Source organism: Anaeromyxobacter sp. PSR-1 (assembly GCF_000964525.1).
Lineage (GTDB): Bacteria > Myxococcota > Myxococcia > Myxococcales > Anaeromyxobacteraceae > Anaeromyxobacter.
On record NZ_BAZG01000044.1, the window covers coordinates 1 to 21,394 of the forward strand.

A 21,394-nucleotide genomic window follows, 5' to 3' on the forward strand; every position below is an offset into this window, starting at 1 on the left:
ACACGGTGAAGCACGCGTACCTCGACGAGCCCGCCGCGCGCTGGCACGTGGACGTCGCGGGCCCGCGCGACTTCGCGCGGGTGGTGCTGGACGCGCGCGACGGGCGGCTGCTCAAGGGCCGCTTCCGCGCGGGCGGCGCGGACGCGGGGCCGGAGCGGGCGCCCTAGCGCCGCGGGCCCCGGCCGGCGCCGGCCGGCTCACCCACGCGCTGCCGCGCAGCGCGAAGCGCCAGGGCCGCGCGGCCCACGGCCCGGCGTAGCCCACGTTCACGCGCGGCCCGGTCACCACCGCCTCCGGCGGCGCCGGCGCGTCCTCGAGGAAGAGATCGTCGCCGCACAGGTCGCGGCCGTTGTCGTGCTCGCGCCGGATGGCGAGCGCGCGGCACAGGTTCCCGGGCCCGCGGGTGGAGTGCAGGCATCCCTCGATCGGCTCGGCCGCGCGGATCAGCACCGCCGACGGGAAGCCCTCCGGCCCGGTCACCACGTTCATGCAGTGGGACGTTCCGTAGATCAGGTACACGTACGCGCGGCCGGGCGGGCCGAACATGATGGCGGCGCGCGGCGTCGGGCCGGCGCGGGCGTGCGAGGCCCGGTCCTCGGGCCCGTGGTACGCCTCGGTCTCGACGATGCGCGCGGCGCGACGCACCCCGCCGTCGAGGTGCACGAGCACCTTCCCCAGCAGCGCCCTCGCCACGGTGCGCGTGTCGCGCGCGTAGAACGCCTGCGGCAGCTTCATGCGGAGCGCGGACGCTACCTCGCGGGAGCGTCCCGCGCCAGGTAGCCGGACCCCACAGGGAGGGGGGGCGCCCGCTGCGCCCGCCCCACCGAGTGTGCCAACCTTCGGGCGAACGTGCGCCCGCTCCCCCTCATCGCGCTGCTGCTCGCGCTCCCGTGCGCGGCGCTCGCGGCCCCGGCCGCGGCGAAGGACGACGACTTCGAGCCCGACGAGCCGATGCGCTCGCTCGCGCTCGGGCCGCTGCCGCGCGCCCGCGCCATGGTGTCCGGCGACGTGGGCTGGCTGCGGAGCGGCGTCGGCCTGGGCGTGGGCCTCGGCGCGGCGCTCGACCTCGTGCTGCGCATCGACGCGATGCCGCTGTACGAGAAGGGGTTCGGCGGCCAGCGCGAGCTGCAGGGCGGCCTGCGCTTCTCGCCCATCGCCGAGGAGGACCTGCGCCTCACGGTCCAGGTCACCGGCGGCCAGGTGTTCATCTCCAAGCCGGCGGAGGTGGTCTCGTTCACCACGGTCCGCGGCGAGATCCTGCTCGGCGCCACCTTCGACCTGCTCAGCCCGTACGCGCGGCTGGGGGTCCGCACCATGAGCCGCAAGGTCGAGGGCGCCGACGCGTGGCAGCGCGAGGAGGAGATCGGCCTCGGCGTCGAGCGCGTGCTCGGGCGCTTCGTGGTCGGCGCCGAGGGCTACGTCCTGGCCCGGCCGCACCGCTCGGGCATGGGCCAGTGGAGGCTGCGGGTCGGCTATGCGCTCTAGCGGACGGCACGGCGGGCACGGGCGGCGGCGGGCCGCCATCGCGGCGGCGCTCGCGCTGGCGGCGCTCGCCGGCTGCGCCACCCGCGACGTCGAGACCACGCCGTTCCGAATCCGCGCGGAGGGCCCGGACGGCGCCTCGCTGGTGGACCCGCTCTCCGGCGCCGGGTTCATCGTGGTGACCGGCCCGGCCAGCCTCCCCTCGCCCACCACCCTGCGGGTGGACCAGGCGGTGGTGGACGACATGAACGGCACGCACACGCTCGAGGCGGTCACGTTCACGTTCGATCCCGCGGCGGTGCCCGACCTGGCCTTCCCGCCGCGCCTGGCCGGGCTGACCGTGACGGTGGAGATGAACGTGGACCCGGCCGGCACCGGCCCCGAGCGCGAGCCGCTCACCATCCCCGCGCTGCGGATCGCGACCGGCGAGACGGCGCGGAGCTACGACTTCCTCGTCGGCGAGTCGGCCTACACGCTCGCGAACGGCATGCCCGGCGTGCCGGCGCTGCTCGGGCCGTTCGTCGGCACCGAGGACATCCCCTTCTTCGAGGTGCTCCCGAACTGGACCGAGTCCGAGCCGGCGAAGTGCGGCATGGTGTACGACGCCGACATGCTGCGCGTGACGCAGTCCATACCCGTGGTGACGCTGGCCGCCGGACGGAGGGCCCAGGTGTACGTCGGGCTCCGCGCCGAGCCCTGGAACGTGGTGCACGTCCAGTCGTGGCACCGGCGCGGCACCTGCGCGCGGCAGGCGGGATCGTGGACGCAGTTCGCGGCCTGGCGTTAAAAGACTCCTTCCATGCGCCGCGCCAAGATCGTCGCCACCCTCGGACCCGCGTCCGGCGAGCCGGACGTGCTCGCCAGGCTCCTCGAGCAGGGGGTGGACGTCGCCCGCCTGAACTTCTCCCACGGCCGCCACGAGGACCACGCGCGGATGCTCGACAAGATCCGCGCCGCCTCCCGCCACCTCGGCAAGGCGGTGGCCGTGCTGCAGGACCTGCAGGGCCCGAAGATCCGCACCGGCCCGCTGAAGGCCGGGAAGGCGGGCGTGCAGGTCGAGGCCGGGCAGGAGCTCGTCATCACCACCGAGGGCGAGCTGCCCGGCGACGCCCACCTCGTCTCCACGACCTACCCGCACCTCGCCGAGGACGTGCGCGCCGGCGACCGCCTGCTGGTGGACGACGGCCTGCTCGAGTTCCGGGTGCTCGCCACCGACGGCGTGCGCGTGCGCACCGAGGTGGTGGAGGGCGGCTGGCTGGGCGAGCACAAGGGCATCAACCTGCCCGGCGTGGCGCTGCGCGCCGAGGCGCTGTCCGAGAAGGACCGCGCCGACGTGGCGTTCGGCATCTCGCACGGCGTGGACTACGTGGCGCTCTCGTTCGTGCGCACGCCCGAGGACATCGCGCTCTGCCGCGACGAGATGGAGCGCGCCGGCCGGGTGGTGCCGATCATCGCCAAGATCGAGAAGCCCGAGGCCATCGACAACCTCGACGCCATCATCGCCGCGGCCGACGGCGTGATGGTGGCCCGCGGCGACCTGGGCGTGGAGATCCTGCCGGAGCGCGTCCCGCTGCTCCAGAAGGAGATCTGCTCGAAGGCGAACGCCTCCGGCAAGCCGGTGATCATCGCCACGCAGATGCTGAACTCGATGATCGAGCACCCGCGCCCCACCCGCGCCGAGGCCTCCGACGTGGCGAACGGGATCTGGGACGGCGCCGACGCGGTAATGCTGTCCGGCGAAACCGCCAGCGGCCGCTTCCCGCTCGCGGCGGTGCAGATGATGGACCGGATCGTGCGCGAGGCCGAGGCGGGCACGCCGGCCGCGCTCCACGCGCGCATCCCGCCGCCGGCCCGCCCGGCCCCGTTCAACCTGGTGACCGCCGCCGCGGCGTGCGAGGCGGCGGAGGCCGCCGGCGCGGTGGCCATCTGCTGCTTCACGCTGCGCGGCGAGACGGCGCGGCTGCTCGCGCACTTCCGCCCGCGCGTGCCCATCGTCGCGTTCTCCCCCGACCAGTCCATCCGCCGGCGCCTGGCGCTCTACTGGGGCGTGCTGCCGAAGGTGATGGAGCCGGTGAAGAACGCCGACCTGATGGCGGAGATCGTCTCCGACCGGCTGCTCGAGGAGCGGCTGGTGAAGCCGGGCGACCGGGTGGCGCTGGTGCACGGCTCGCCGCTCGGCCTGCCCGGCCAGACGAACTCGATCCGCCTCCACGAGATCACCCACCCGTCCGACCGCGGGCCCGCCCAGCGCTACCGCGTGCCGGTGTAGCGGCGCGGCCGGCCCCCCGGGCGCCCCTTCGCAGGAGAACCGCATGGACATCCCCGCCCTGCAGCGCGCGCTGGCCGAGTCGAAGCTCGACGGCTGGCTGCTCTACGACTTCCACGGCCAGAACCCGACCGCGGTGAACGCGCTCGACCTCGCCGGCCACATGCTCACCCGGCGCTGGTTCTACCTCGTGCCGCGCGCCGGCGAGCCGGTGGCGCTCGTGCACCAGATCGAGCTGGGCTCGTTCCCGCGCCACGTGCCCGGCGCGCGGCGCGGCTACTCGTCCTGGCAGTCGCTCCGCGGCGAGCTGAGCGCGCTCCTCGGCGGGCTCGGGCCGCGGGCGCGCATCGCCATGGAGTACTGCCCGGAGGGCGCCATCCCGTACCTGTCGCGGGTGGACGGCGGCACGCTCGAGCTGGTGCGCGGCTACGGCGTCGAGGTGGTGAGCTCGGCCGAGCTGGTGCAGCGCTTCCTGTGCCGCTGGGACGACGCGCAGGTGGAGAGCCACCGGCGCGCGCTCGCAGCCATCGACGCGGCCAAGGACGAGGCGTTCCAGCGCATCGGCGCCGCGCAGCGCAAGGGCGAGCGGATCCTGGAGACCGAGGTGCAGCGCTTCCTGATGGAGCGCTTCGCCGCCGCCGGCCTCGAGACCGACCACCCGCCCATCGTGGCGGTGAACGGCCACGCCGGCGACCCGCACTACGTGCCCTCCGAGGCCACGCCCACGCCCATCGAGCGCGGCGACCTCGTGCTCATCGACCTGTGGGCCCGCGGCACGGGCCCGCGCGACGTCTACGCGGACATCACCTGGGTCGGCTACTGCGGGGAGAAGCCGCCGGCCAAGGTGCAGGAGGTGTTCGACGTCGTCTCCGGGGCGCGCGACGTCGGCCTCGCCACGGTGGAGCAGGCGTTCCGCGACGGGCGCACGCTGCAGGGCTGGGAGGTCGATCGCGCGGTGCGCGACTTCATCTGGTCGAAGGGCTACGGCGAGCGCTTCGTGCACCGCACCGGCCACTCGATCGGTACGAACGTGCACGGCGACGGCGTCAACCTCGACGACCTCGAGACCCGCGACACGCGCACGCTCATCCCCGGGCTGGCCTTCTCCATCGAGCCGGGCGTCTACCTGCCGGACGAGGGGCTCGGCGTCCGCTGCGAGATCGACGTGTTCCTCGCCCCGGACGGCCCCAAGGTGTTCGGCAAGATCCAGCGCGAGCTGGTCCGGATCTGATCGCGTCGCGCCCGGCGCGGCCGGAGGGCCCGCGATGTCGATGACGTTCCCCGGCCTGCCCCCGCCGCCGCCGCCGCCCGAGCCGGTGCTGGCGACGGCGGTGGTGCTCCACCGCGACGGGTCGCGCGGGCGCGAGGTGTTCCTGGTCCGGCGCGGGCGCGACCTCCGCTTCGCGGGCGGCTGGCACGCGTTCCCGGGCGGGCGGCTCGACCCGGAGGACGCGCGCGTGCCGGTGGAGGGCGCCACCGGCGAGGACGCGCGCCTGGTCGCCTGCGCCGCGCGCGAGCTGTTCGAGGAGACCGGCGTGCTCGCCGCCCGCGGGCGCGAGCGGGTGCCGGCCGCGGTACGCGAGGCCGCCCGCCGCGCGCTCCTCGACGGGGCGCTCGCGTTCGGCGACTTCCTCGCCGCGAACGGGCTCGCGCTCGAGGCGGCCGCGTTCACGCCGGCGGGCCGCTGGGTGACGCCCGAGCACCTGCCGCTCCGCTACGACGCGCGGATGTTCCTCCTGCCGCTCCCGCCCGGCGAGGCGCCGGTGGTGTGGCCGGGCGAGCTCGCCGACGGCGCCATGGTCCCGGCCGCCGACGCGCTCGGCGCCTGGGGCCGCGGCCAGATGCTGCTCCACCCGCCCAACCTGCACGCGCTCCGCGTGCTCGACCGGCCCGGCACCATCGACCTCTCGGCGCTCCGCGACCCGCCGCACCGCGACGGCCCCATCTGCCGCCGCATCGAGTTCCAGCAGGGCTTCTTCCTCGCCGCGCTGCGCACGCCCACGCTGCCGCCCGCCACGCACACCAACGCCTGGCTGCTCCCGGCCGAGGGCGGCCTCGCGGTGGTGGACCCGGGCGCGCCGGAGCCGGCCGAGCAGGCGGCGCTGTTCGCGCTCCTCGACGGGCTCGCCGCGGAGGGGCTCCCGCCGCGCGAGATCTGGCTCACCCACGCGCACCCGGATCACGTCGGCGCGGTGGCGGCGCTCGCGGCGCGGCACGGGCTGCCGGTGCGGGCGCACCCGCTCGCGGCGGACCGCGCCGGCGCGCCGGTCGAGCCGCTCCGCGAGGGCGAGCGGATCGGCGACGGCGGGCGCTTCCGCGTGCTGGAGACGCCGGGCCACGCGCGCGAGCACCTCGCGTTCCTCGACGAGCGGAGCGGCGCGCTGGTGTGCGGCGACCTCGTGAGCACGCTCTCGACCATCGTGATCGACCCGCCGGAGGGCGACATGGCCGAGTACGAGCGGCAGCTCGCCCGGGTGGAGGCGCTCGGGCCGCGCACCATCTACCCGGCGCACGGGCCGCCCGCGCCGGACGCGGTGGGGAAGCTCGCGGCCTACCGCGCCCACCGGCGCGAGCGGGAGGCGCTGGTGGTGGCGGCGCTCGCGGCCGGCGGGACGCTCGCCGAGCTCACCGCGCGCGCGTACGCGGACACGCCCGCGGCGCTCCACCCGGTCGCGGCGCGGAGCTGCCTGGCGGTGCTGGAGAAGCTGCGGGGGGCGTCCCGCGCGGAGGAGGCAGGCGGGGTCTGGCGGGCGCGGTGACGGGCGGCGGGACGGGCCACGGGACAACCGTCGGATTTCCGAGCGGAAGCCCGCGGAAAGCCGGTATCGACTGTGTCCCTTGCGACACCAACAGCCGGCAACGCGTTGAATTCCCTGTCCCCCGTCGAGGGCACATCCGTTGCACAACGGGCCATCCATGCCCGATCGCGCGAACAAGCTGGCCCGGCTGGCCCTCCTCCTCGCCGGCGCCTTCCTCTTCGGCGGGGCCTCGGCCGAGGTAGCCGTTCGCACGCACCAGGCGGTCGAGCAGCTCAAGGCCGAGCGCGAGGTCGGCGCCGCCGGGCAGCTGGTGGCGCTCGAGCTGACCGGCGCGCAGGGCGAGGTGGTGGCCCGCCCGCGCCTCATCGCGCCGCGCGGGAAGGCCGCCGAGCTTGTGCTGCACGATCCCGCCCACCCCGGCGAGATCCGGGTCTCGTTCCGCGTCGAGGCGGAGCGCGATCCCACCGGCGACATCTCGCTCGACTACGAGCTGTCCGTCCCCTCGCGCGCGGTGAGCGCCCGCGGCAAGATCTCGCTCACCCCGGGCGTGGAGCAGTCGATCCAGCTCGGCGGCGGCGTGCTCGTCGCCACCTGGCTCGCGCTCCCGGTCCCGTCCGCCGGCTTCGACGCCTACCTCGAGTCCGAGGCGGCGGCGCGGCGGCTGGCGGGAAGGACGAGCTAGCGCACCCTCGACTCCGCTCCCTCGACTCCGCTCCCTCGACTCCGCTCCCTCGACTCCGCTCCCTCGACTCCGCTCCCTCGACTCCGCTCCCTCGACTCCGCGCGGCCTGCGGCCGCGCTACGCTCGGGATGAGCGGTTGAAGTGCGCGCTACGCTCGGGATGAGCGGTTTGAAGTGCGCGCTACGCTCGGGATGAGCGGACTGAAGTGCGCGCTGCGCTCGGGATGAGCGGACTGAAGTGCGCGCTACGCTCGGGATGAGCGGACTGAGGTGCGCGCTACGCTCGGGATGAGCGGTTGAAGTGCGCGCTACGCTCGGGATGAGCGGACTGAGGTGCGCGCTACGCTCGGGATGAGCGGTTGAAGTGCGCGCTACGCTCGGGATGAGCGGTTTGAAGTGCGCGCTACGCTCGGGATGAGCGGACTGGAGTGCGCGCTGCGCTCGGGATGAGCGGAACCCTCCCGCTCGTGGTTCGACGGGCTCACCACGAGCGCATGAGTGCCCTGACCCTGCGCTTTCCCGAAGCCCGCTCGCCCTGAGCTTGTCGAAGGGCGAGCGGATCCGAAGACACCAGCGGACGCTATGGCCGCGCGAGGCGCGACCTCGCCCCTACCGCTCCTGCGCGGCCGCCTCGGCCTCGAGCGCGGCGGCCTCGGTGCGGACGCGGGCGAGGTGATCCACGAGGCGCAGGCGCTGGACCTCGAGCGCGCGCAGCCGGGCGTGGTCCTCGGCGAACGTCGAGCCCTGCGCCGGCGCGCGCGACACCGACGCGCCGCGGGCCACCACCGCGCGCTGCTGGGCGGGGCCGTGCGAGGGCTGCGTGAGCGCGCGGCGCAGCTCGCCGATGCGCAGGTCGATGGAGCGGATGGCGAGGACGACCCGGTCCGCCTCGTCGTGCAGCGCGTCGGCGCGCTCGCGCAGCTCGCCGGCGGGCGCCGCGGCGGGCGGGAGCGCGGCGCGCCCCTCCTGCCGGTCGATCTCCTCCGCCAGCTCCTGCGCGCGCACCAGCAGGCGGCCGAGCTCGCGGCCGACGTCCTCGCCCGCCAGGTGGCGCATCTTGAGCTGCTCGATGCGGGTGGCGATCGCGTCCAGCTCGACGCGCGCCTCCAGGGCGGGCGTGGCGGTGCCGAGCGTGATGACGAGCGTCAGTTCCGCGAGCATGGTGCGCCCGTCAGGCGGAGCAACCGGCGTGCCGCGCCCGGCGCGCGTGCTTTCGCGCCCTTGCGACGCCCGCGGCCGCCGAACGGACGCATTTCCGGGCGGGGACCCTCGGAAAACCGAGCCTGCCGGCACTCCCGGTCACGGTGCGTGCGTCTGCTCGCCGTAGTCCACCGCGCCCAGCTCGCGGCCGGCCTCGTCGTAGCTGGTCCAGCGCCCGCACTGCGCCCCGCCGCAGTGCCGCCCCGCCGCCCTGCGGGCGCCGCCCGGCCAGTAGGACACGAACGGACCGTCCTGCGCCCCGGCGCGCCAGCCGGAGGTCTCCTCCACCTGGCCGGACTCGTACCAGATGGTCCAGCGCCCGTGCTTCGCGCCGTGCGCGTAGGCGCCCTCGCGGGCGCGCCGCCCGTTGCGGTGGTACTCGACGAACGGGCCGTCGCGCTCGCCGTCGCGGTACGTGCCCTCGGTCCAGGGCGCGCCGTCGTCGTACCAGGTGCGCGCCGGCCCCTCGCGGCGATCGTTGCCGTACGCGTCCTTGCCGGCGCACCACGCCTCGAAGCCCTCCGGCGGCGCCGCCCCGCGCAGCTCGGTGCCGGGGGGACAGTCGAGCGGGGCGCCGGAGAGGAGCGCGGCCGCGAGCGCCGCGGCGAGCCCGGCCGTCACCCGCCCTCCTCGCCGCGCTCGCCCTGCTTCACGATCCCGTACTTCTCGAGCTTGTAGTAGAGCGCGGACGGCTTGATGCCGAGCAGCCGGGCCGTCTCCGCCTTCACGCCCTTCGCCTTCTCGTACGCGGCGAGGATGAGCTGCTGCTCCAGGTCCTCGAGGATGTCGGTGAGGCTCCGGTCGCCGCTCGGCACCGGCAGCCCGGCGGCGGGGGGCGCGTGCCGGATCCCCTCGGGCAGGTCCTCGGGCCGCACCGCGGCGCCGTCGGCGAACACCAGCGCCTGCTCCACCACGTTCTCCAGCTCGCGCACGTTGCCCGGCCACGGGTGCCGGCGCAGCAGCTCGAGCGCCTCCGGCGCGAACGAGGTCACGCGCCGGCCGATGCGCGGCGCCAGCCGCTCCAGGAACGCGTGCGCCAGCTCGTCCACGTCCCCGGGCCGCTCGCGGAGCGGCGGGAGCTGGATGGGCACCACGTTCAGCCGGTAGTAGAGGTCCTCGCGGAAGCGCCCCTCCGCCACCATGCGGGCGAGGTCGCGGTTCGTGGCGGAGATCACCCGGACGTCGGCCTCCACCGTCTCCTCGCCGCCGACCCGCTCGAAGCAGCGCTCCTGCAGCACGCGCAGGAGCTTCACCTGCACCGACGGCGGGATCTCGCCCACCTCGTCGAGGAACAGCGTGCCCTCGTGCGCCAGCTCGAAGCGCCCGAGCTTGCGGCGGATGGCGCCGGTGAACGCGCCGCGCTCGTGGCCGAACAGCTCGGACTCGAGCAGGCCCTCCGGGATGGCCGCGCAGGAGATCGACACGAACGGCTTCTCGCGCCGCAGGCTGGCCTCGTGGATGGCGCGCGCCACCAGCTCCTTGCCGGTGCCGGACTCGCCCAGCACCAGCACGGTCGCGTCGGTGGGCGCCACCTTGCGGATCTGGTCGTGCACCCGGCGCATGGGCTCGGAGCTGCCCACCAGCCCGTGCGGCTCGCGCTCGCGCACGCGGTCCTGGTCGAGCGCCTCGGCGCGGGCCCGCGCGGTCTGCGCCCCGCGCCGCTCGCGGGCGATCTCCACCGCCTTCTCCACCCGGGCGCGCAGCACCTCGGTGCTGAACGGCTTCTCGAGGAAGTCGATGGCGCCCTCGCGCATCGCGTCCACCGCGGTGGCGATGGTGCCGTGGGCGGAGATCACCACCACGGTGGCGTCGGGGTCCTCGGCGCGGATGCGCCGGACGACCTCGATGCCGTCCACCGGCACCATGCGGAGATCGGTGACCACCACGTCCGCGGCGCGCTTGCGGTAGGCGGCGATCGCCTCGGCGCCGCCCCGCACCGCCAGGACGTCGTGCCCGAGGCGGGCGAGCGTGATGACCATGCCCTCCCGAAGCGCGTCGTGATCGTCGGCCACCAGGATCCTTGCCATCGCGGGGGCAGTCTAATCCGGATCCCCGCCCGCGCGACCGCTCCGCATCCCCCGGACGCAGGGCCGGCGCGGGCGGGCGGTCGCCGGCCGCTCGTTTTTTCGCGTGAATGCTGCGACATTTCACATTTGTCAGGGTTCGATCGGTGGTTACGGATCCGGAGTGCGCGGCCACGCGGCCGCCCGGGTGAACCCAATGAACAAGAAGACCGCCGGCTTCAACGTCGCCTACATCTTCCTCGCCGCGCTCGGCGTCCTCATGGTGCAGGACTGGTGGGCCCGCTCCCAGGCCGTCGCCACCCTCCCCTACAGCCAGTTCCAGCAGCTCGTCCGCGAGGACAAGGTGGCGAAGGTCACCGTGTCGCAGGACCAGGTGGCCGGCGAGCTGAAGGAGCCGCTCAACGGCAAGACCCGCTTCGTCGCGATCCGCGTGGACTCGGAGATGGCGAAGGAGCTGGACCAGCACGGCGTCACCTACGCCGGTCGCTACGACAGCGACTTCGTGGCGATGCTCCTGTCCTGGGTGGTGCCCATCGCGCTGTTCTTCGGCGTGTGGCTGCTGCTCAGCCGGCGCATGGCGAAGCAGCTCGGCGCGGGCCCGGGCGGCGGGCTCATGTCCATCGGCAAGTCGAAGGCCAAGGTCTACGTCGAGACCGACACCAAGACGACCTTCGCCGACGTGGCCGGGGTGGACGAGGCGAAGGACGAGCTGAAGGAGATCGTCACCTTCCTCAAGGACCCGAAGTCCTACGGCCGGCTCGGCGCGCGCATGCCGAAGGGCGTGCTGCTGGTGGGCCCGCCGGGCACCGGCAAGACGCTGCTCGCGAAGGCGGTGGCGGGCGAGGCGAGCGTCCCGTTCTTCTCCATCTCCGGCTCGGAGTTCGTGGAGATGTTCGTGGGCGTGGGCGCCGCCCGCGTGCGCGACCTGTTCGAGCAGGCCCGCGCCAAGGCGCCGGCCATCATCTTCATCGACGAGCTGGACGCGCTCGGGCGCGCCCGCGCCAGCATGCCGGGCATGAGCGGCGGCCACGACGAGAAGGAGCAGACGCTGAACCAGCTGCTGGTGGAGCTGGACGGGTTCGACCCCTCCGCCGGCATCGTGCTCCTCGCCGCCACCAACCGGCCCGAGATCCTCGACCCGGCGCTGCTCCGCGCCGGCCGCTTCGACCGGCAGGTGCTGGTGGACCGGCCGGACCGGGTGGGCCGCCTCGCCATCCTGAAGGTCCACACGCAGCGCGTGGTGCTCGACGAGGGCGTGAAGCTGGAGGACGTGGCCGCGCTCACCCCCGGCTTCACCGGCGCCGACCTCGCCAACCTGGTGAACGAGGCCGCGCTGGTGGCCACGCGGCGCCAGGCCGACAAGATCTCGATGGAGGACTTCAACGTCGCCGTCGAGCGGATCGTGGCCGGCCTCGAGAAGAAGAACCGGCTGCTCAACCCGCGCGAGCGCGAGGTGGTGGCGCACCACGAGATGGGCCACGCGCTGGTGGCGGCGGGCCTGAGCGGCACCGACCCGGTGCACAAGATCTCGATCATCCCCCGCGGCATCGGGGCGCTCGGCTACACCATCCAGCGGCCCACCGAGGACCGCTACCTCATGACGCGCGAGGAGCTGCAGAGCAAGATGGCGGTGCTGCTGGGCGGCCGCGCCGCCGAGCACCTCGTCTTCGACCACCTCTCCACCGGCGCCTCCGACGACCTCTCCAAGGCCACCGAGATCGCCCGCAGCATGGTGACCCGCTACGGCATGGGCGAGGCGCTCGGGCCGGTGACCTACGAGACCGAGCCGAACGGCTACCTCGGCGAGCTGGGGACCCGCCGCCTCTACTCCGAGGCGACCGCCCGCGAGATCGACGTGGCGGTGCGCGAGCTGGTGGAGGGCGCCTTCCAGCGCGCCGCCGCCATCCTCACCGACAACCGGGCGCTGCTCGACCAGGGCGCGTCGGAGCTGCTCGCCCGCGAGACCCTGGCCGGCAACGAGCTCCAGGCGCTGCTCGGGCGCGTGCAGGGCGACGGGCCGCGGGTGGCCGCGGCGACGGCGGCGGGCTAGTCCTCCCTCGACTCCGCGCGGCTTGCCGTCCCTCGACTCCGCGCGGCCTGTTCGGCCGCGCTACGCTCGGGATGAGCGAACGGAGTCGAAGGGCGCGCGCATCCGGCACCTCGACGGGCCGTCCGTTCGATGCTTCACTGGTCCGGTGTTCCGGGACGCGTGGAGCGCCGCGGTGCTGGTGGTCGCGACGGGCCTGTCGCTCGCCGCGACCGGCCACGCCGTGCTGCACAAGCGCGACGTCCGCGCGGCGCTGGGCTGGGTGGGGCTCATCTGGCTCGCGCCCATCGCCGGCGCGCTCGCGTACCTCCTGTTCGGCGTGAACCGCATCCGCCGCCGGGCGCAGGCCATCGGCCTGCCCGGCGTGCGGAGCCGCGCCGAGGACCGGCCGCCGCCCCCGCGGCTGCCGCCCGACGCCGAGCACCTCGCGCCGCTGGTGGCGCTCGCCGACGCGGTGGTGCGCCGCCCGCTCGTCGCCGGGAACGCCATCGCGCTCCTGCCCGGCGGCGGCGTCGCCTACCCGGCCATGCTCGAGGCCATCGACGCGGCCCGCCACTCGGTCACGTTCTGCACGTACATCTTCGACACCGGCCTCGCCGGCGACGCGTTCGCCGACGCGCTGGCCCGCGCGCACGAGCGCGGCGTGAAGGTGCGGGTGCTGGTGGACGCCATCGGCGTCCGCTACCGCTGGCCGCCCATCCACCGGCGCCTGCGCCGGCTGGGCGTGCGCACCGAGCTGTTCCTGCCGCGCCTCACCCCGGCCTGGCTGCCGTTCGTGAACCTCCGCAACCACCGCAAGATCCTGGTGGTGGACGGGCGCGTCGGCTTCACCGGCGGGATGAACGTGCGCGACGAGTTCCTGCCGCGGCCCGGCGGCCCGCCGCCGTTCATGGACCTCCAGGTGCGCATCGAGGGCCCGGTGGTGGCGCACCTCCAGTCGGCGTTCGCGGAGGACTGGCTGTTCACCACCGGCGAGACGCTGGACGGCAACGCCTTCTTCCCGCCGCTCGCCGCCGCCGGGCCGGTGCTGGCGCGCGGCGTGGCCGACGGGCCGGACGAGGACTTCGAGGCCATCCGCTGGCTGCTGCTCGGCGCGCTCTCGGCGGCGCGCCGCCGGGTGCGGGTGGTCACGCCCTACTTCCTGCCCGACCCGCCGCTCATCACCGCGCTCAACGTGGCGGCCATGCGCGGGGTCGAGGTGGACGTGGTGCTGCCGGAGCGCGGGAACCTGCCGCTGGTGCAGTGGGCGCAGACCGCGCAGCTCTGGCAGGTGCTGGACCGCGGCTGCCGCGTCTGGTGCTCGCCGCCGCCGTTCGACCACACCAAGGCCATGGTGGTGGACGGCGCCTGGTCGCTCGTCGGCTCGGCGAACTGGGACCCGCGCAGCCTGCGGCTCAACTTCGAGCTGGACGTGGAGGCCTACGATCCGGAGCTGGCGGCGCGGGTGGACCGGCTGGTCGAGGACCGGCTGGCGGCGGCGCGGCCGATCACGCTCGCCGACGTGGACCGCCGTCCGCTCGCGGTGAAGCTCCGCGACGGCGTGGTGCGGCTGCTCTCCCCGTACCTGTGACGGCCGTTCACCCACCGTAGATCGAGGCGGAAGCGACCGGGGAGGATCGGGGCGGGCGCGGCGGCGCGGCGACCCGTGCGTCCACGAAGTTGCGATGCCACCGCGCGGCGTGGCATGAGGGGTTGCGGCTGGCCCGATGGGTCGTCGCGTGGTCGTGGGGCAGCATGTGGGCGTGGGTGGGTGCAGCGTGCGTGGGGGAGGGGTGGCCAGCCGGATGCGAGGGTTCCCGCAGGTAGACTATCGACGGGACCCGCGCCTGCCGGTGAGCGCGCCCGCCGTGCTCGCCGCGAGCGACGGCCGCTGGGACGTCATCGCCGAGGACTTCGCCGCCGGCGGCTGCCGCGTGGTGTCCCCGGTCCCGCTCCGGCTCGGCACCGCGGCGTACCTGACCTTGCAGCTCCCCTCCGGCGCCGGCCACGTGGCCGCCACCGCCACCGTCGCCTGGAACACCGCCGCGCCGCCGTGGCGGATCGGCTTCGCGTTCGCGCGCTCCGGCGGCGAGGAGCGCGCCCGCCAGGTCCGCACGCTGCTCGACGCGAACCCGCGGCTCGGCCGCCGCCCGCTGCCGCTCCGCCCCAGCGCGCGGCTGCGGCTCGGCGCGCCCCCGGATCCCTGCCCGGTGTTCACCCGCGACGAGCGGGTGGTGCTCCGCGCCGCGCGCGACGCGCTGGCGGTGCGCGAGCTGTTCGGCCGCCACGCCGTCCGCGCCGTCGAGCTGCGCCGCGCGCTGCAGGGGCTCATGCTCCACGGCTGGGTCCAGACCGGCGCGGCGCGCGCCACCGACCGGCGCTGGTCGGCGGTGCTCGCGGAGACGCTCTCCACCGGCGGTGCACGCGCCACCCGCGACCGCCCCGCCGACGGCGCCGGCTACCGCCCGCTGCGCGGCCGCCGCGCCCAGGCGTTCGTGGACCTGGCCCGCGCCGAGAGCGCCGAGGGGCACGACGCCTCCGCGGTGGAGTGGCTGCAGGCCGCCCTGGCCGCGTCCCCCGAGGACCCGTTCATCCTCGCCGCGCTCGACGCGCTCACCGTGGGTCACGCCCGCGGCTGAAGGTCGCGTCGGCCCGGTTTGCCTCCCCCACCCTGGGCCCCCTCGCCTCTGGTAGGCTCCTCCGGAGGGAGGGGTCATGGAGCACGCATCTCGCCGGTTCCGCGAGGAGCTTCGCCGGGAGCTCCCGCGGTGGCAGCAGGACGGGCTCGTCTCGCCCGACGCGGCCGCGACGCTCTGGTCGCGCTACCGGCTGGCCGAGGCCGAGCCGGCCTCGGGGCCGGGCCTCCTGCCGGTGTACGTGCTCGGTGCGCTGCTGGTCGGCGCGGGCGTGGTGTCGCTGGTCGCCTGGCACTGGGAGTCGATGGGCGCGGCGCTCCAGCTCGCGGTCATCGGCGCGGCCATGGTGGCGAGCCACGCCGGCGGGGTGGCGCTCTGGCGCGGCCGCGCGCCGCGGCTCGGGCACGCGCTCACCCTGCTCGGCACCGTGATCTTCGGCGCGAACGTGGGGCTCGTGGCGCAGATCTTCCACGTGAGCGGCGTGTGGTGGGGCGGGTTCGCCGCGTTCGCGGCGGGCGCGCTCGTCGCCGGCGTCGCCTACCCGAGCCTGCCGCACCTGCTGCTCGGCGCGGTGCTCGCGCTCTGGGTGTCCGGCCCCGGCCTCGCCCACGACCACCCGCGGCCCGGCCTCGCCATCGCCTGGGTGCTCGCCGCGGCCCTGCTGGCGCTGGCCTGGCGCGAGCGCTCGCGCGCGCTCGCGGTCCTCACCGCCCTCGGCCTCGCGATCGTCGGCGCGTCCGCGCTGGACGGCGCCGGCCAGGAGCGCGGCATGGTGGTCGCGGTGCTGTGCCTCGCCGCGGCGCTCTGCGCCACGCCGCTCGCCGCCGCGCCGCTCGCCGCCCGCTCCGACACCGGCGCCCGCCTGTCCGGCGCGCTCCGCGTCACCGGCCGGCTGCTCTTCTACGGGGCCGCCGCGGTGCTGTCCTTCACCGAGCTCGCCCACGAGCTCCGCTTCCGCGGGGCGGTGCCGACGCTCACGCTGCTCGCCGCCGCGCCCGCCGCGGTCTTCGCGATCGCCGCGCTCGCCGCCGGGCTGCGCCGGCCCGAGGTGGACCCGCTCGCGCGCGGCGAGGCGATGCTGATCGGCGCCACGGTGGTCGCGCTGGCCGCCGGGATGTCGCTCGAGACCGGCACCGGCACCGCGCTCGTCGCGAACCTGTCGCTCGCGTTCCTCGCGGCCGGGCGCATCGTGCGCGGGCTCTCCGGCCTGCGGCGCGCGCCGTTCTGGGAGGGCATGGCGGTCGCCGGCGCGCTCACGCTCGTCCGGTTCATCTCCATCGAGACCGGCCTGTGGCTGAAGGGCGCCGGGTTCATCGCCTGCGGCGCGGCGGTGCTGCTCGGCGGCATCGCGTTCGAGCGCCGGCGCGCCCGCGCCGCGGAGGTGACCCATGCCGCGTGACCGCTCCCCGGCCTTCGGCCGCCTCGCGCTCGTCGTCGCGGTGCAGCTCGCCATCCTGGCCGCCATCCCGTTCCGCCAGGCGCGGGCCCGCCTCGCCGGCGAGGACGTGGTGCTGGAGTCGATGCCGGTGGACCCGCTCGATCCGCTGTCCGGCTACTACGTCGCGCTCGCCTGGCGCGCCGAGCGCGACGCCGGGGCGTGGCAGGGGCCGGGCGACGGCGCCTGGCTGGTGATCCGGCGCAACCTGCCGGCCTGGGTGGGCGAGGCGTGCCTGGGCGAGCGCCCGCCGCCCGAGCCCGAGCGGATCGCCATCCGCGCCGAGCGCGCGGGCGACGGCTGCCGCATCCCCTCGGCGCAGCGCTTCTACATCCCCGAGGCGCGGCGCGCCGAGGTCGAGGCCGCCATGCGCGAGACCGGGCGCACCGCGCTCGTGGACGCGCGGGTGGACGCCGAGGGGAACGTGGTGCTGCTCCGGCTGCGCGCCGGCTCGACGGTGGTGGGCCGCTAGCGCGGCTCGGGCGGCTCCGGCGGCGCCAGCGGCACCGCCAGCCGCGCCACGGTCCCGCCGCCCTCGCGGTCGAGGAGCGCGAGCGCGCCGCCGTGCGCGTCCGCGACCTTCTTCGCGAGCGCGAGCCCGAGCCCGGTGCCCTTCTCCTTGGTGGTGAAGAACGGGCGGAACAGGCCGGCCCGCGCCTGCGGCCCCAGCCCCGCCCCGCGGTCGCGCACCTCGAACACCGCCTCGCCGCCGGCCGCGCGCGCCGACAGCTCCACCTCGCTCGCGGCCGGCGCCGCCTCGACCGCGTTCCGCACCAGGTTCACGAGCGCGCGCCGGAGCTGCTCGCGGTCGGCCCGCGCCTCGCCCGCGCCCTTCACGCCGAGCGACACCTGCCGCTCCGACGCGAGCGGCGCGGCGATCTCCGCCACCTCCTCGACCAGCGCCCCGAGCTCCACCGCCTCGCGCACCGGCGGGCGCGTCCGGGCGTAGTCGAGGAACTCCTCGACGACCTTCGAGAGCGCCGCCAGCTCGGAGCGGATGCGCGCCACGTGCGCCGCCTCGGGGCGGCCCTCCAGCTCCTCGGAGAGGATCCCGGCGAACAGGTCGAGCGCGCCGAGCGGGTTGCGCACCTCGTGCGCGATGCCGGCGAGCAGGGTCTCGCGCTCCTCGTCGCGGGCGCGCAGCGCCTTGCGCATCTCCTCCAGCGTGTCGCGCAGCATGCCCAGCTCGTCGCGGCGGCGCCGCGGCCAGAGCGGCGTCTCGAGGTCGCCGCGCCCGATGCGCCGCGCGCCGTCGGCGAGGCGGGTGAGCGGGCGGGTCACCGAGAGCGAGGCGCCCGCGGCGACCAGCGCGCCCAGCACCGCGCCGGCCACCGCCAGCGTCGCGAGCAGCCGCCGGAAGCGGCGGAACGTCGCGAACGAGGCGGCGGTGCCGTCGGCGCCCACCACCGCCACCACCTTGCCGGAGGCGTCGAGGAGCGGCGCGTAGCCGCTCTTGTAGAGCAGGCCGTCCGAGCCCTCGAACATCACCTGGCTCGCCACCGGCCGCCCCGCCGCGGCCTGCGCGATCTCCAGCCGGTCGCGCTCCAGCGCCGGCACCGGCTCGCCGATGCGGGTGCGGCCGTCGGAGTCCGCGAGCGCGGTGCGGTCCGGCCGGATCACGTACAGGCGCGTGCCGGTGCTGCGCGCGAGCACGTCGAGGCGCGCGCGCACGTGGCCGTAGGTCCGGGTGCGCTCCTCCCCCGGCTCGAGCCGCGCCACCCGCTCCGCCGGCAGGGCCGAGGCCGCCGCCTGCGCCGCCGCGGTGAGGCGGGCCGAGAGCTCGTCCTCGAGCGCGCGCCGCGCCAGCCGGTCGGCGAGGAGCGCCATGGCGGCGAGCGAGACGAGCGCGGGGAGGGCGGCGGCGAGGGCGAAGCGGAGGCGCACGAGGAGATCCTAGCCGGATCCCGGTCCGCCCGGGCGGCTCCGCAGGCCCTACCGGCGCTCCTCGAGCGCCGCGGCGAGGCTCGCCGGCCCGGAGTGCGCGAGCAGGAACTCGCGGACCACCGGGAACACCTGCTCCGGCGCGCCGCGCCCGAGCAGGAGGTCGGTGTGCCCGTAGTCGCGCTCGAACACCACGTAGCGCTTCGGCCCGCCCCAGCGCCGGTAGGCCGCCTGCACCACCGAGGGCGGCGCGAGCCCGTCGCGCTCGGCGGCCACGAACAGCGCCGGCTGCGCGCACCCCTCCAGCCCGGCGCGGTAGTCGGCCTCGCCGTCCATCGACCGGAACGAGTCCTCGCGGATGAACGTCGCGAACTGCTCCAGCACCCCGGGCTCCAGGTTCTCGAGCCCGTTCGCGAGCAGCCGCCGGTACACCGGCCGCTCCACGTTCCGCATGTTGATGGCGAGGTCGGCCCAGGCCGGGTGCCACTGACCGGCGAACGGCGCCAGCATCCGCGCCGCCACCCGGGTGAACCGGCCGAGCACGGTGAAGCGCAGCAGCACCAGCTTCTTCAACCGCTCCTGCACGTCGAAGTGCGCCGGCGCCGCCAGCGCGACGATCCCGGCGATGCGCTCGGGGTAGCGCTCGCAGGCGGCGAGCCCCATGAGCGCGCCCTGGCTGTGGCCGACCCAGAGCACCTGCCCGGCGCCGGTGGCGGCGCGGATGGCGTCGAGCGCGGCGGGCACGTCCTCGCGCAGGTACGTGTCGAGGTTCCAGCGGCGCGGCGCGCCCGGGCCGCGGCGGGAGGCGCCGTGGCCGCGGTGGTCGAGCGAGAAGCAGTCGAAGCCGGCCCGCGCCAGGTGCGCGGCGAGCGCGTAGCGCTCCATGCCGAACTCGAAGGCCTGCCGGTTCATGGCGATGCCGTGCACGAGCAGCACCGGCGGGCGCCGCGCCGCCACCCTCGGGCGGCAGCGCCCCAGGCCGAGCGTCCAGCCGTCGCGGGTGGGGACGGACAGCAGCTCGTCCTCGACCGGCGGCACGGCGAGCCGCCAGGACCAGAACGCGTAGTGGAGCAGGGTCGCGGCGAGGAGGATCCCGGCGGCCGCGATCACGACGGGGAGGGACATGGGCCGCGCATTCTACGGCGGGCGCGCCGGGCGCGCGCGGCGCCGGGCCGGCGATGCGACCCGAAGCCGCCCGGGCGCGGCCGGACGCCTCGCCCCGTCGATAGCGTGGCCCACCCGTTGCAACCGCCCGACCGTGGAACCGACGGACGGTGCACCGGGCGCATCCCGGCGCAGCGGCCGGGCGGGCGCCGCGAAGTGAAGCGAATCGGACGTCCGGACGTGACCGGATCGAAGGCAGGAAGGGCCCCGGGACCGGGCAGGGAAGGCGCGCGGCGCAGGGGCGCGGTCTCCTTGACCGGCCGAGCCGCCGGGGCGTAGCGTCGATCACCCATTTCCTACATGTCGAGGTGCGCCGTGAAGAAGGTCGAGGCCATCATCAAGCCGTTCAAGCTGGACGAGGTGAAGCAGGCCCTCTCCGAGGTCGGGGTCGCCGGCCTCACCGCCACCGAGGTGAAGGGCTTCGGCCGTCAGAAGGGTCACACCGAGCTCTACCGCGGCGCCGAGTACGTGGTGGACTTCCTGCCCAAGGTGAAGGTCGAGGTGGTGGTGGCCGACAGCCTCGTCGGCCGGGTGGTCGAGGTCATCGAGCGCGCCGCCAAGACCGGCCGCATCGGCGACGGGAAGATCTTCGTGCTGCCGGTGGAGGAGGTCATCCGCATCCGCACCGGCGAGCGCGGGGAGGAGGCGCTCTAGGCGCCCGGGCGCCCGTCCCGGCGGGCGCCCCATCCTCCGCCCCCGCGCCCGGGGGCGGACCGATCCACCGCACCCGTGTCCCGCACCGGCCAGCCCGCCCAGCTCTCCGCCGCGCTCTCCCGCGCCGCGATCGACTCCCTCGCCGACGCGGTCGTGATCGTCGGCGCCGACGGCGGGGTGCTCCACCTCAACCCCGCCGCCGAGGAGCTGTTCGGCCGCTCGCGCGAGCGCAGCGTGGAGCTGCCGGTGCGCGCGCTCCCCGGCGGCGCCCAGCTCGAGAAGGTGGCCGAGCGGACGGTGCGCACGCACGAGGGGCAGGCGACCGAGTTCCCGTCGCCGCAGGACCGCGCGCTCCCGGTCTCGGTGACGGCCACGCCGCTCCTCGACGGCGCGGTGTGCGCCGGGGCGGTGCTGGTGCTGCGGGTCCCGCGCTCCGCCGACCGCGCGCTCGACTTCGAGGCGCTCGCCGCCGGCCTGGCCCACGAGATCAAGAACCCGCTGGCCGGCCTGCAGGGCTCGGCCGAGCTGCTGGCCCGCGAGGCCGAGGGCCCGGCCCGCGAGTACGCCGCGGTGATCGCGCGCGAGGCGAAGCGCGTGGACGGGCTGGTGCGCGAGCTCCTCGACCTCGCCCGCCCGGCGGCGCTGCAGCAGGCGCCGGTCGAGCTGCACGACGTGCTCGGCGACGCCCTGGTGCTCGCGCGAGGCATCCCGGGCGCCGACCGGATCGCGTTCGTGGAGCGCTACGACCCGTCGCTCCCGCCGGTGCTGGGCGACGAGGAGAAGCTCATGCAGGTGGTGCTGAACCTCGTCCGCAACGCGGTGGACGCGGTCGCCGCCACCGACTCGCCGCGGGTGACCATCGAGACCTCCGTCTCCCCGCTGCGGCTGCGCGTGGCGAGCGGTCGCACCCGCCCGCTGGCGCGCATCTCCATCCAGGACGACGGCCCGGGGATCCCCGAGGCCATGCTGCAGCGGCTGTTCACGCCGTTCGCGACCTCGAAGCCGCACGGCACCGGGCTCGGGCTCGCCATCTCGCGGCGCATCGTGGAGGCGCACGGCGGGCGCATCGAGGTGCGCAACCGGGCCGGGGGCGGGGCGGAGGCCAACGTCTACCTGCCCCTGGACGTCCCCTAGCCCGTCCGGCGTAGCGGCGCCGCGCGCTGGCCCCGCGCTTGCTAAGAGGTAC

Annotated in this window: 19 protein-coding genes; 13 read left to right on the plus strand and 6 right to left on the minus strand. The window is 75.7% G+C overall.

Features of this window, described 5'->3' with window-relative positions:
• Nucleotides 1-111 precede the first annotated feature (111 nt).
• On the minus strand, nt 112-735 hold the full coding sequence (locus PSR1_RS09235; RefSeq protein ID WP_059437315.1) for a DNA-3-methyladenine glycosylase: 624 nt from the start codon (nt 733-735) through the stop codon (nt 112-114).
• Between the two features lie 114 nt (nt 736-849).
• Between PSR1_RS09235 and PSR1_RS09240 the strand changes: the two genes are divergently transcribed.
• The 6 genes from PSR1_RS09240 (at nt 850) to PSR1_RS09265 (ending at nt 7,189) form a co-directional block, all read left to right on the plus strand.
• Complete coding sequence (locus PSR1_RS09240) at nt 850-1,485, plus strand: hypothetical protein (protein WP_059437316.1); 636 nt, start codon at nt 850-852, stop codon at nt 1,483-1,485.
• Nucleotides 1,475-2,269: a hypothetical protein gene (locus tag PSR1_RS09245; RefSeq protein WP_059437317.1), complete on the plus strand. Its 795-nt coding sequence runs from the start codon at nt 1,475-1,477 to the stop codon at nt 2,267-2,269. Before PSR1_RS09240 ends, PSR1_RS09245 begins: the two co-directional genes overlap by 11 nt.
• A 12-nt stretch (nt 2,270-2,281) precedes the next feature.
• Nucleotides 2,282-3,751 (plus strand): pyruvate kinase, encoded by a 1,470-nt coding sequence (pyk, locus tag PSR1_RS09250; RefSeq protein WP_059437318.1) that lies wholly within the window; start codon nt 2,282-2,284, stop codon nt 3,749-3,751.
• Nucleotides 3,752-3,794: 43 nt separating this feature from the next.
• The gene (locus PSR1_RS09255; protein WP_059437319.1) at nt 3,795-4,979 is read left to right on the plus strand and encodes a Xaa-Pro peptidase family protein; all 1,185 of its coding nucleotides are present in this window, start codon (nt 3,795-3,797) and stop codon (nt 4,977-4,979) included.
• Nucleotides 4,980-5,013: 34 nt separating this feature from the next.
• A complete protein-coding gene (locus PSR1_RS09260) occupies nt 5,014-6,507 on the plus strand; it encodes an MBL fold metallo-hydrolase (RefSeq protein ID WP_059437320.1) in 1,494 nt (497 codons plus the stop codon).
• Between the two features lie 157 nt (nt 6,508-6,664).
• Nucleotides 6,665-7,189, plus strand: a complete 525-nt coding sequence (locus PSR1_RS09265) for a hypothetical protein (protein ID WP_237757886.1) — start codon at nt 6,665-6,667, stop codon at nt 7,187-7,189.
• A gap of 608 nt (nt 7,190-7,797) precedes the next feature.
• On the opposite strand, the gene PSR1_RS09270 is transcribed toward PSR1_RS09265, so the two are convergent.
• From PSR1_RS09270 to PSR1_RS09280, 3 genes are all read right to left on the minus strand, one after another.
• Complete coding sequence (locus PSR1_RS09270) at nt 7,798-8,349, minus strand: hypothetical protein (RefSeq protein WP_059437322.1); 552 nt, start codon at nt 8,347-8,349, stop codon at nt 7,798-7,800.
• Between the two features lie 138 nt (nt 8,350-8,487).
• Nucleotides 8,488-9,009: a toxin-antitoxin system YwqK family antitoxin gene (locus PSR1_RS09275; RefSeq protein ID WP_059437323.1), complete on the minus strand. Its 522-nt coding sequence runs from the start codon at nt 9,007-9,009 to the stop codon at nt 8,488-8,490.
• Nucleotides 9,006-10,415, minus strand: coding sequence for a sigma-54 dependent transcriptional regulator (locus PSR1_RS09280; RefSeq protein WP_059437324.1), 1,410 nt, complete (start codon nt 10,413-10,415; stop codon nt 9,006-9,008). Before PSR1_RS09280 ends, PSR1_RS09275 begins: the two co-directional genes overlap by 4 nt.
• A gap of 193 nt (nt 10,416-10,608) precedes the next feature.
• Here PSR1_RS09280 and ftsH point away from each other — a divergent pair, with 193 nt between their 5' ends.
• From ftsH to PSR1_RS09305, 5 genes are all read left to right on the plus strand, one after another.
• Nucleotides 10,609-12,462 (plus strand): ATP-dependent zinc metalloprotease FtsH, encoded by a 1,854-nt coding sequence (ftsH, locus tag PSR1_RS09285; protein WP_059437325.1) that lies wholly within the window; start codon nt 10,609-10,611, stop codon nt 12,460-12,462.
• Between the two features lie 172 nt (nt 12,463-12,634).
• Complete coding sequence (locus tag PSR1_RS09290) at nt 12,635-14,029, plus strand: phospholipase D-like domain-containing protein (RefSeq protein ID WP_059437337.1); 1,395 nt, start codon at nt 12,635-12,637, stop codon at nt 14,027-14,029.
• A gap of 214 nt (nt 14,030-14,243) precedes the next feature.
• Nucleotides 14,244-15,077 (plus strand): PilZ domain-containing protein, encoded by an 834-nt coding sequence (locus PSR1_RS09295; protein WP_059437326.1) that lies wholly within the window; start codon nt 14,244-14,246, stop codon nt 15,075-15,077.
• A gap of 76 nt (nt 15,078-15,153) precedes the next feature.
• A complete protein-coding gene (locus PSR1_RS09300; protein ID WP_059437327.1) occupies nt 15,154-16,473 on the plus strand; it encodes a DUF2157 domain-containing protein in 1,320 nt (439 codons plus the stop codon).
• Nucleotides 16,463-16,981 carry a GDYXXLXY domain-containing protein gene (locus PSR1_RS09305; protein ID WP_059437328.1) on the plus strand — a complete coding sequence of 173 codons (519 nt, stop codon included), beginning with the start codon at nt 16,463-16,465 and terminating at the stop codon, nt 16,979-16,981. The genes PSR1_RS09300 and PSR1_RS09305 overlap by 11 nt, the downstream gene beginning before the upstream one ends.
• Here the strand turns inward: PSR1_RS09305 and PSR1_RS09310 are convergent.
• Nucleotides 16,978-18,393, minus strand: a complete 1,416-nt coding sequence (locus tag PSR1_RS09310; protein WP_059437329.1) for a HAMP domain-containing sensor histidine kinase — start codon at nt 18,391-18,393, stop codon at nt 16,978-16,980. The genes PSR1_RS09305 and PSR1_RS09310 overlap by 4 nt on opposite strands.
• 48 nt (nt 18,394-18,441) lie before the next feature.
• A complete protein-coding gene (locus PSR1_RS24815; protein WP_059437330.1) occupies nt 18,442-19,515 on the minus strand; it encodes an alpha/beta hydrolase in 1,074 nt (357 codons plus the stop codon).
• Nucleotides 19,516-19,869: 354 nt separating this feature from the next.
• Here PSR1_RS24815 and PSR1_RS09320 point away from each other — a divergent pair, with 354 nt between their 5' ends.
• Together PSR1_RS09320 and PSR1_RS09325 are read left to right on the plus strand one after the other, a co-directional pair.
• The gene (locus tag PSR1_RS09320; RefSeq protein WP_011423294.1) at nt 19,870-20,208 is read left to right on the plus strand and encodes a P-II family nitrogen regulator; all 339 of its coding nucleotides are present in this window, start codon (nt 19,870-19,872) and stop codon (nt 20,206-20,208) included.
• Between the two features lie 75 nt (nt 20,209-20,283).
• Nucleotides 20,284-21,342 (plus strand): nitrogen regulation protein NR(II), encoded by a 1,059-nt coding sequence (locus PSR1_RS09325; RefSeq protein WP_059437331.1) that lies wholly within the window; start codon nt 20,284-20,286, stop codon nt 21,340-21,342.
• The last annotated feature ends 52 nt before the right edge of the window (nt 21,343-21,394 follow it).

Coding starts and splice junctions, on each gene's coding strand:
- PSR1_RS24815 (WP_059437330.1), bottom strand. CDS start 19,515: ATGTCCCTCCCCGTCGTGATCGCGGCCGCCGGGATCCTCCTCGCCGCG.
- PSR1_RS09255 (WP_059437319.1), top strand. CDS start 3,795: ATGGACATCCCCGCCCTGCAGCGCGCGCTGGCCGAGTCGAAGCTCGAC.
- PSR1_RS09300 (WP_059437327.1), top strand. CDS start 15,154: ATGGAGCACGCATCTCGCCGGTTCCGCGAGGAGCTTCGCCGGGAGCTC.
- PSR1_RS09260 (WP_059437320.1), top strand. CDS start 5,014: ATGTCGATGACGTTCCCCGGCCTGCCCCCGCCGCCGCCGCCGCCCGAG.
- PSR1_RS09270 (WP_059437322.1), bottom strand. CDS start 8,349: ATGCTCGCGGAACTGACGCTCGTCATCACGCTCGGCACCGCCACGCCC.
- ftsH (WP_059437325.1), top strand. CDS start 10,609: ATGAACAAGAAGACCGCCGGCTTCAACGTCGCCTACATCTTCCTCGCC.
- PSR1_RS09280 (WP_059437324.1), bottom strand. CDS start 10,415: ATGGCAAGGATCCTGGTGGCCGACGATCACGACGCGCTTCGGGAGGGC.
- PSR1_RS09265 (WP_237757886.1), top strand. CDS start 6,665: ATGCCCGATCGCGCGAACAAGCTGGCCCGGCTGGCCCTCCTCCTCGCC.
- PSR1_RS09305 (WP_059437328.1), top strand. CDS start 16,463: ATGCCGCGTGACCGCTCCCCGGCCTTCGGCCGCCTCGCGCTCGTCGTC.
- PSR1_RS09245 (WP_059437317.1), top strand. CDS start 1,475: ATGCGCTCTAGCGGACGGCACGGCGGGCACGGGCGGCGGCGGGCCGCC.
- PSR1_RS09295 (WP_059437326.1), top strand. CDS start 14,244: ATGCGAGGGTTCCCGCAGGTAGACTATCGACGGGACCCGCGCCTGCCG.
- pyk (WP_059437318.1), top strand. CDS start 2,282: ATGCGCCGCGCCAAGATCGTCGCCACCCTCGGACCCGCGTCCGGCGAG.
- PSR1_RS09235 (WP_059437315.1), bottom strand. CDS start 735: ATGAAGCTGCCGCAGGCGTTCTACGCGCGCGACACGCGCACCGTGGCG.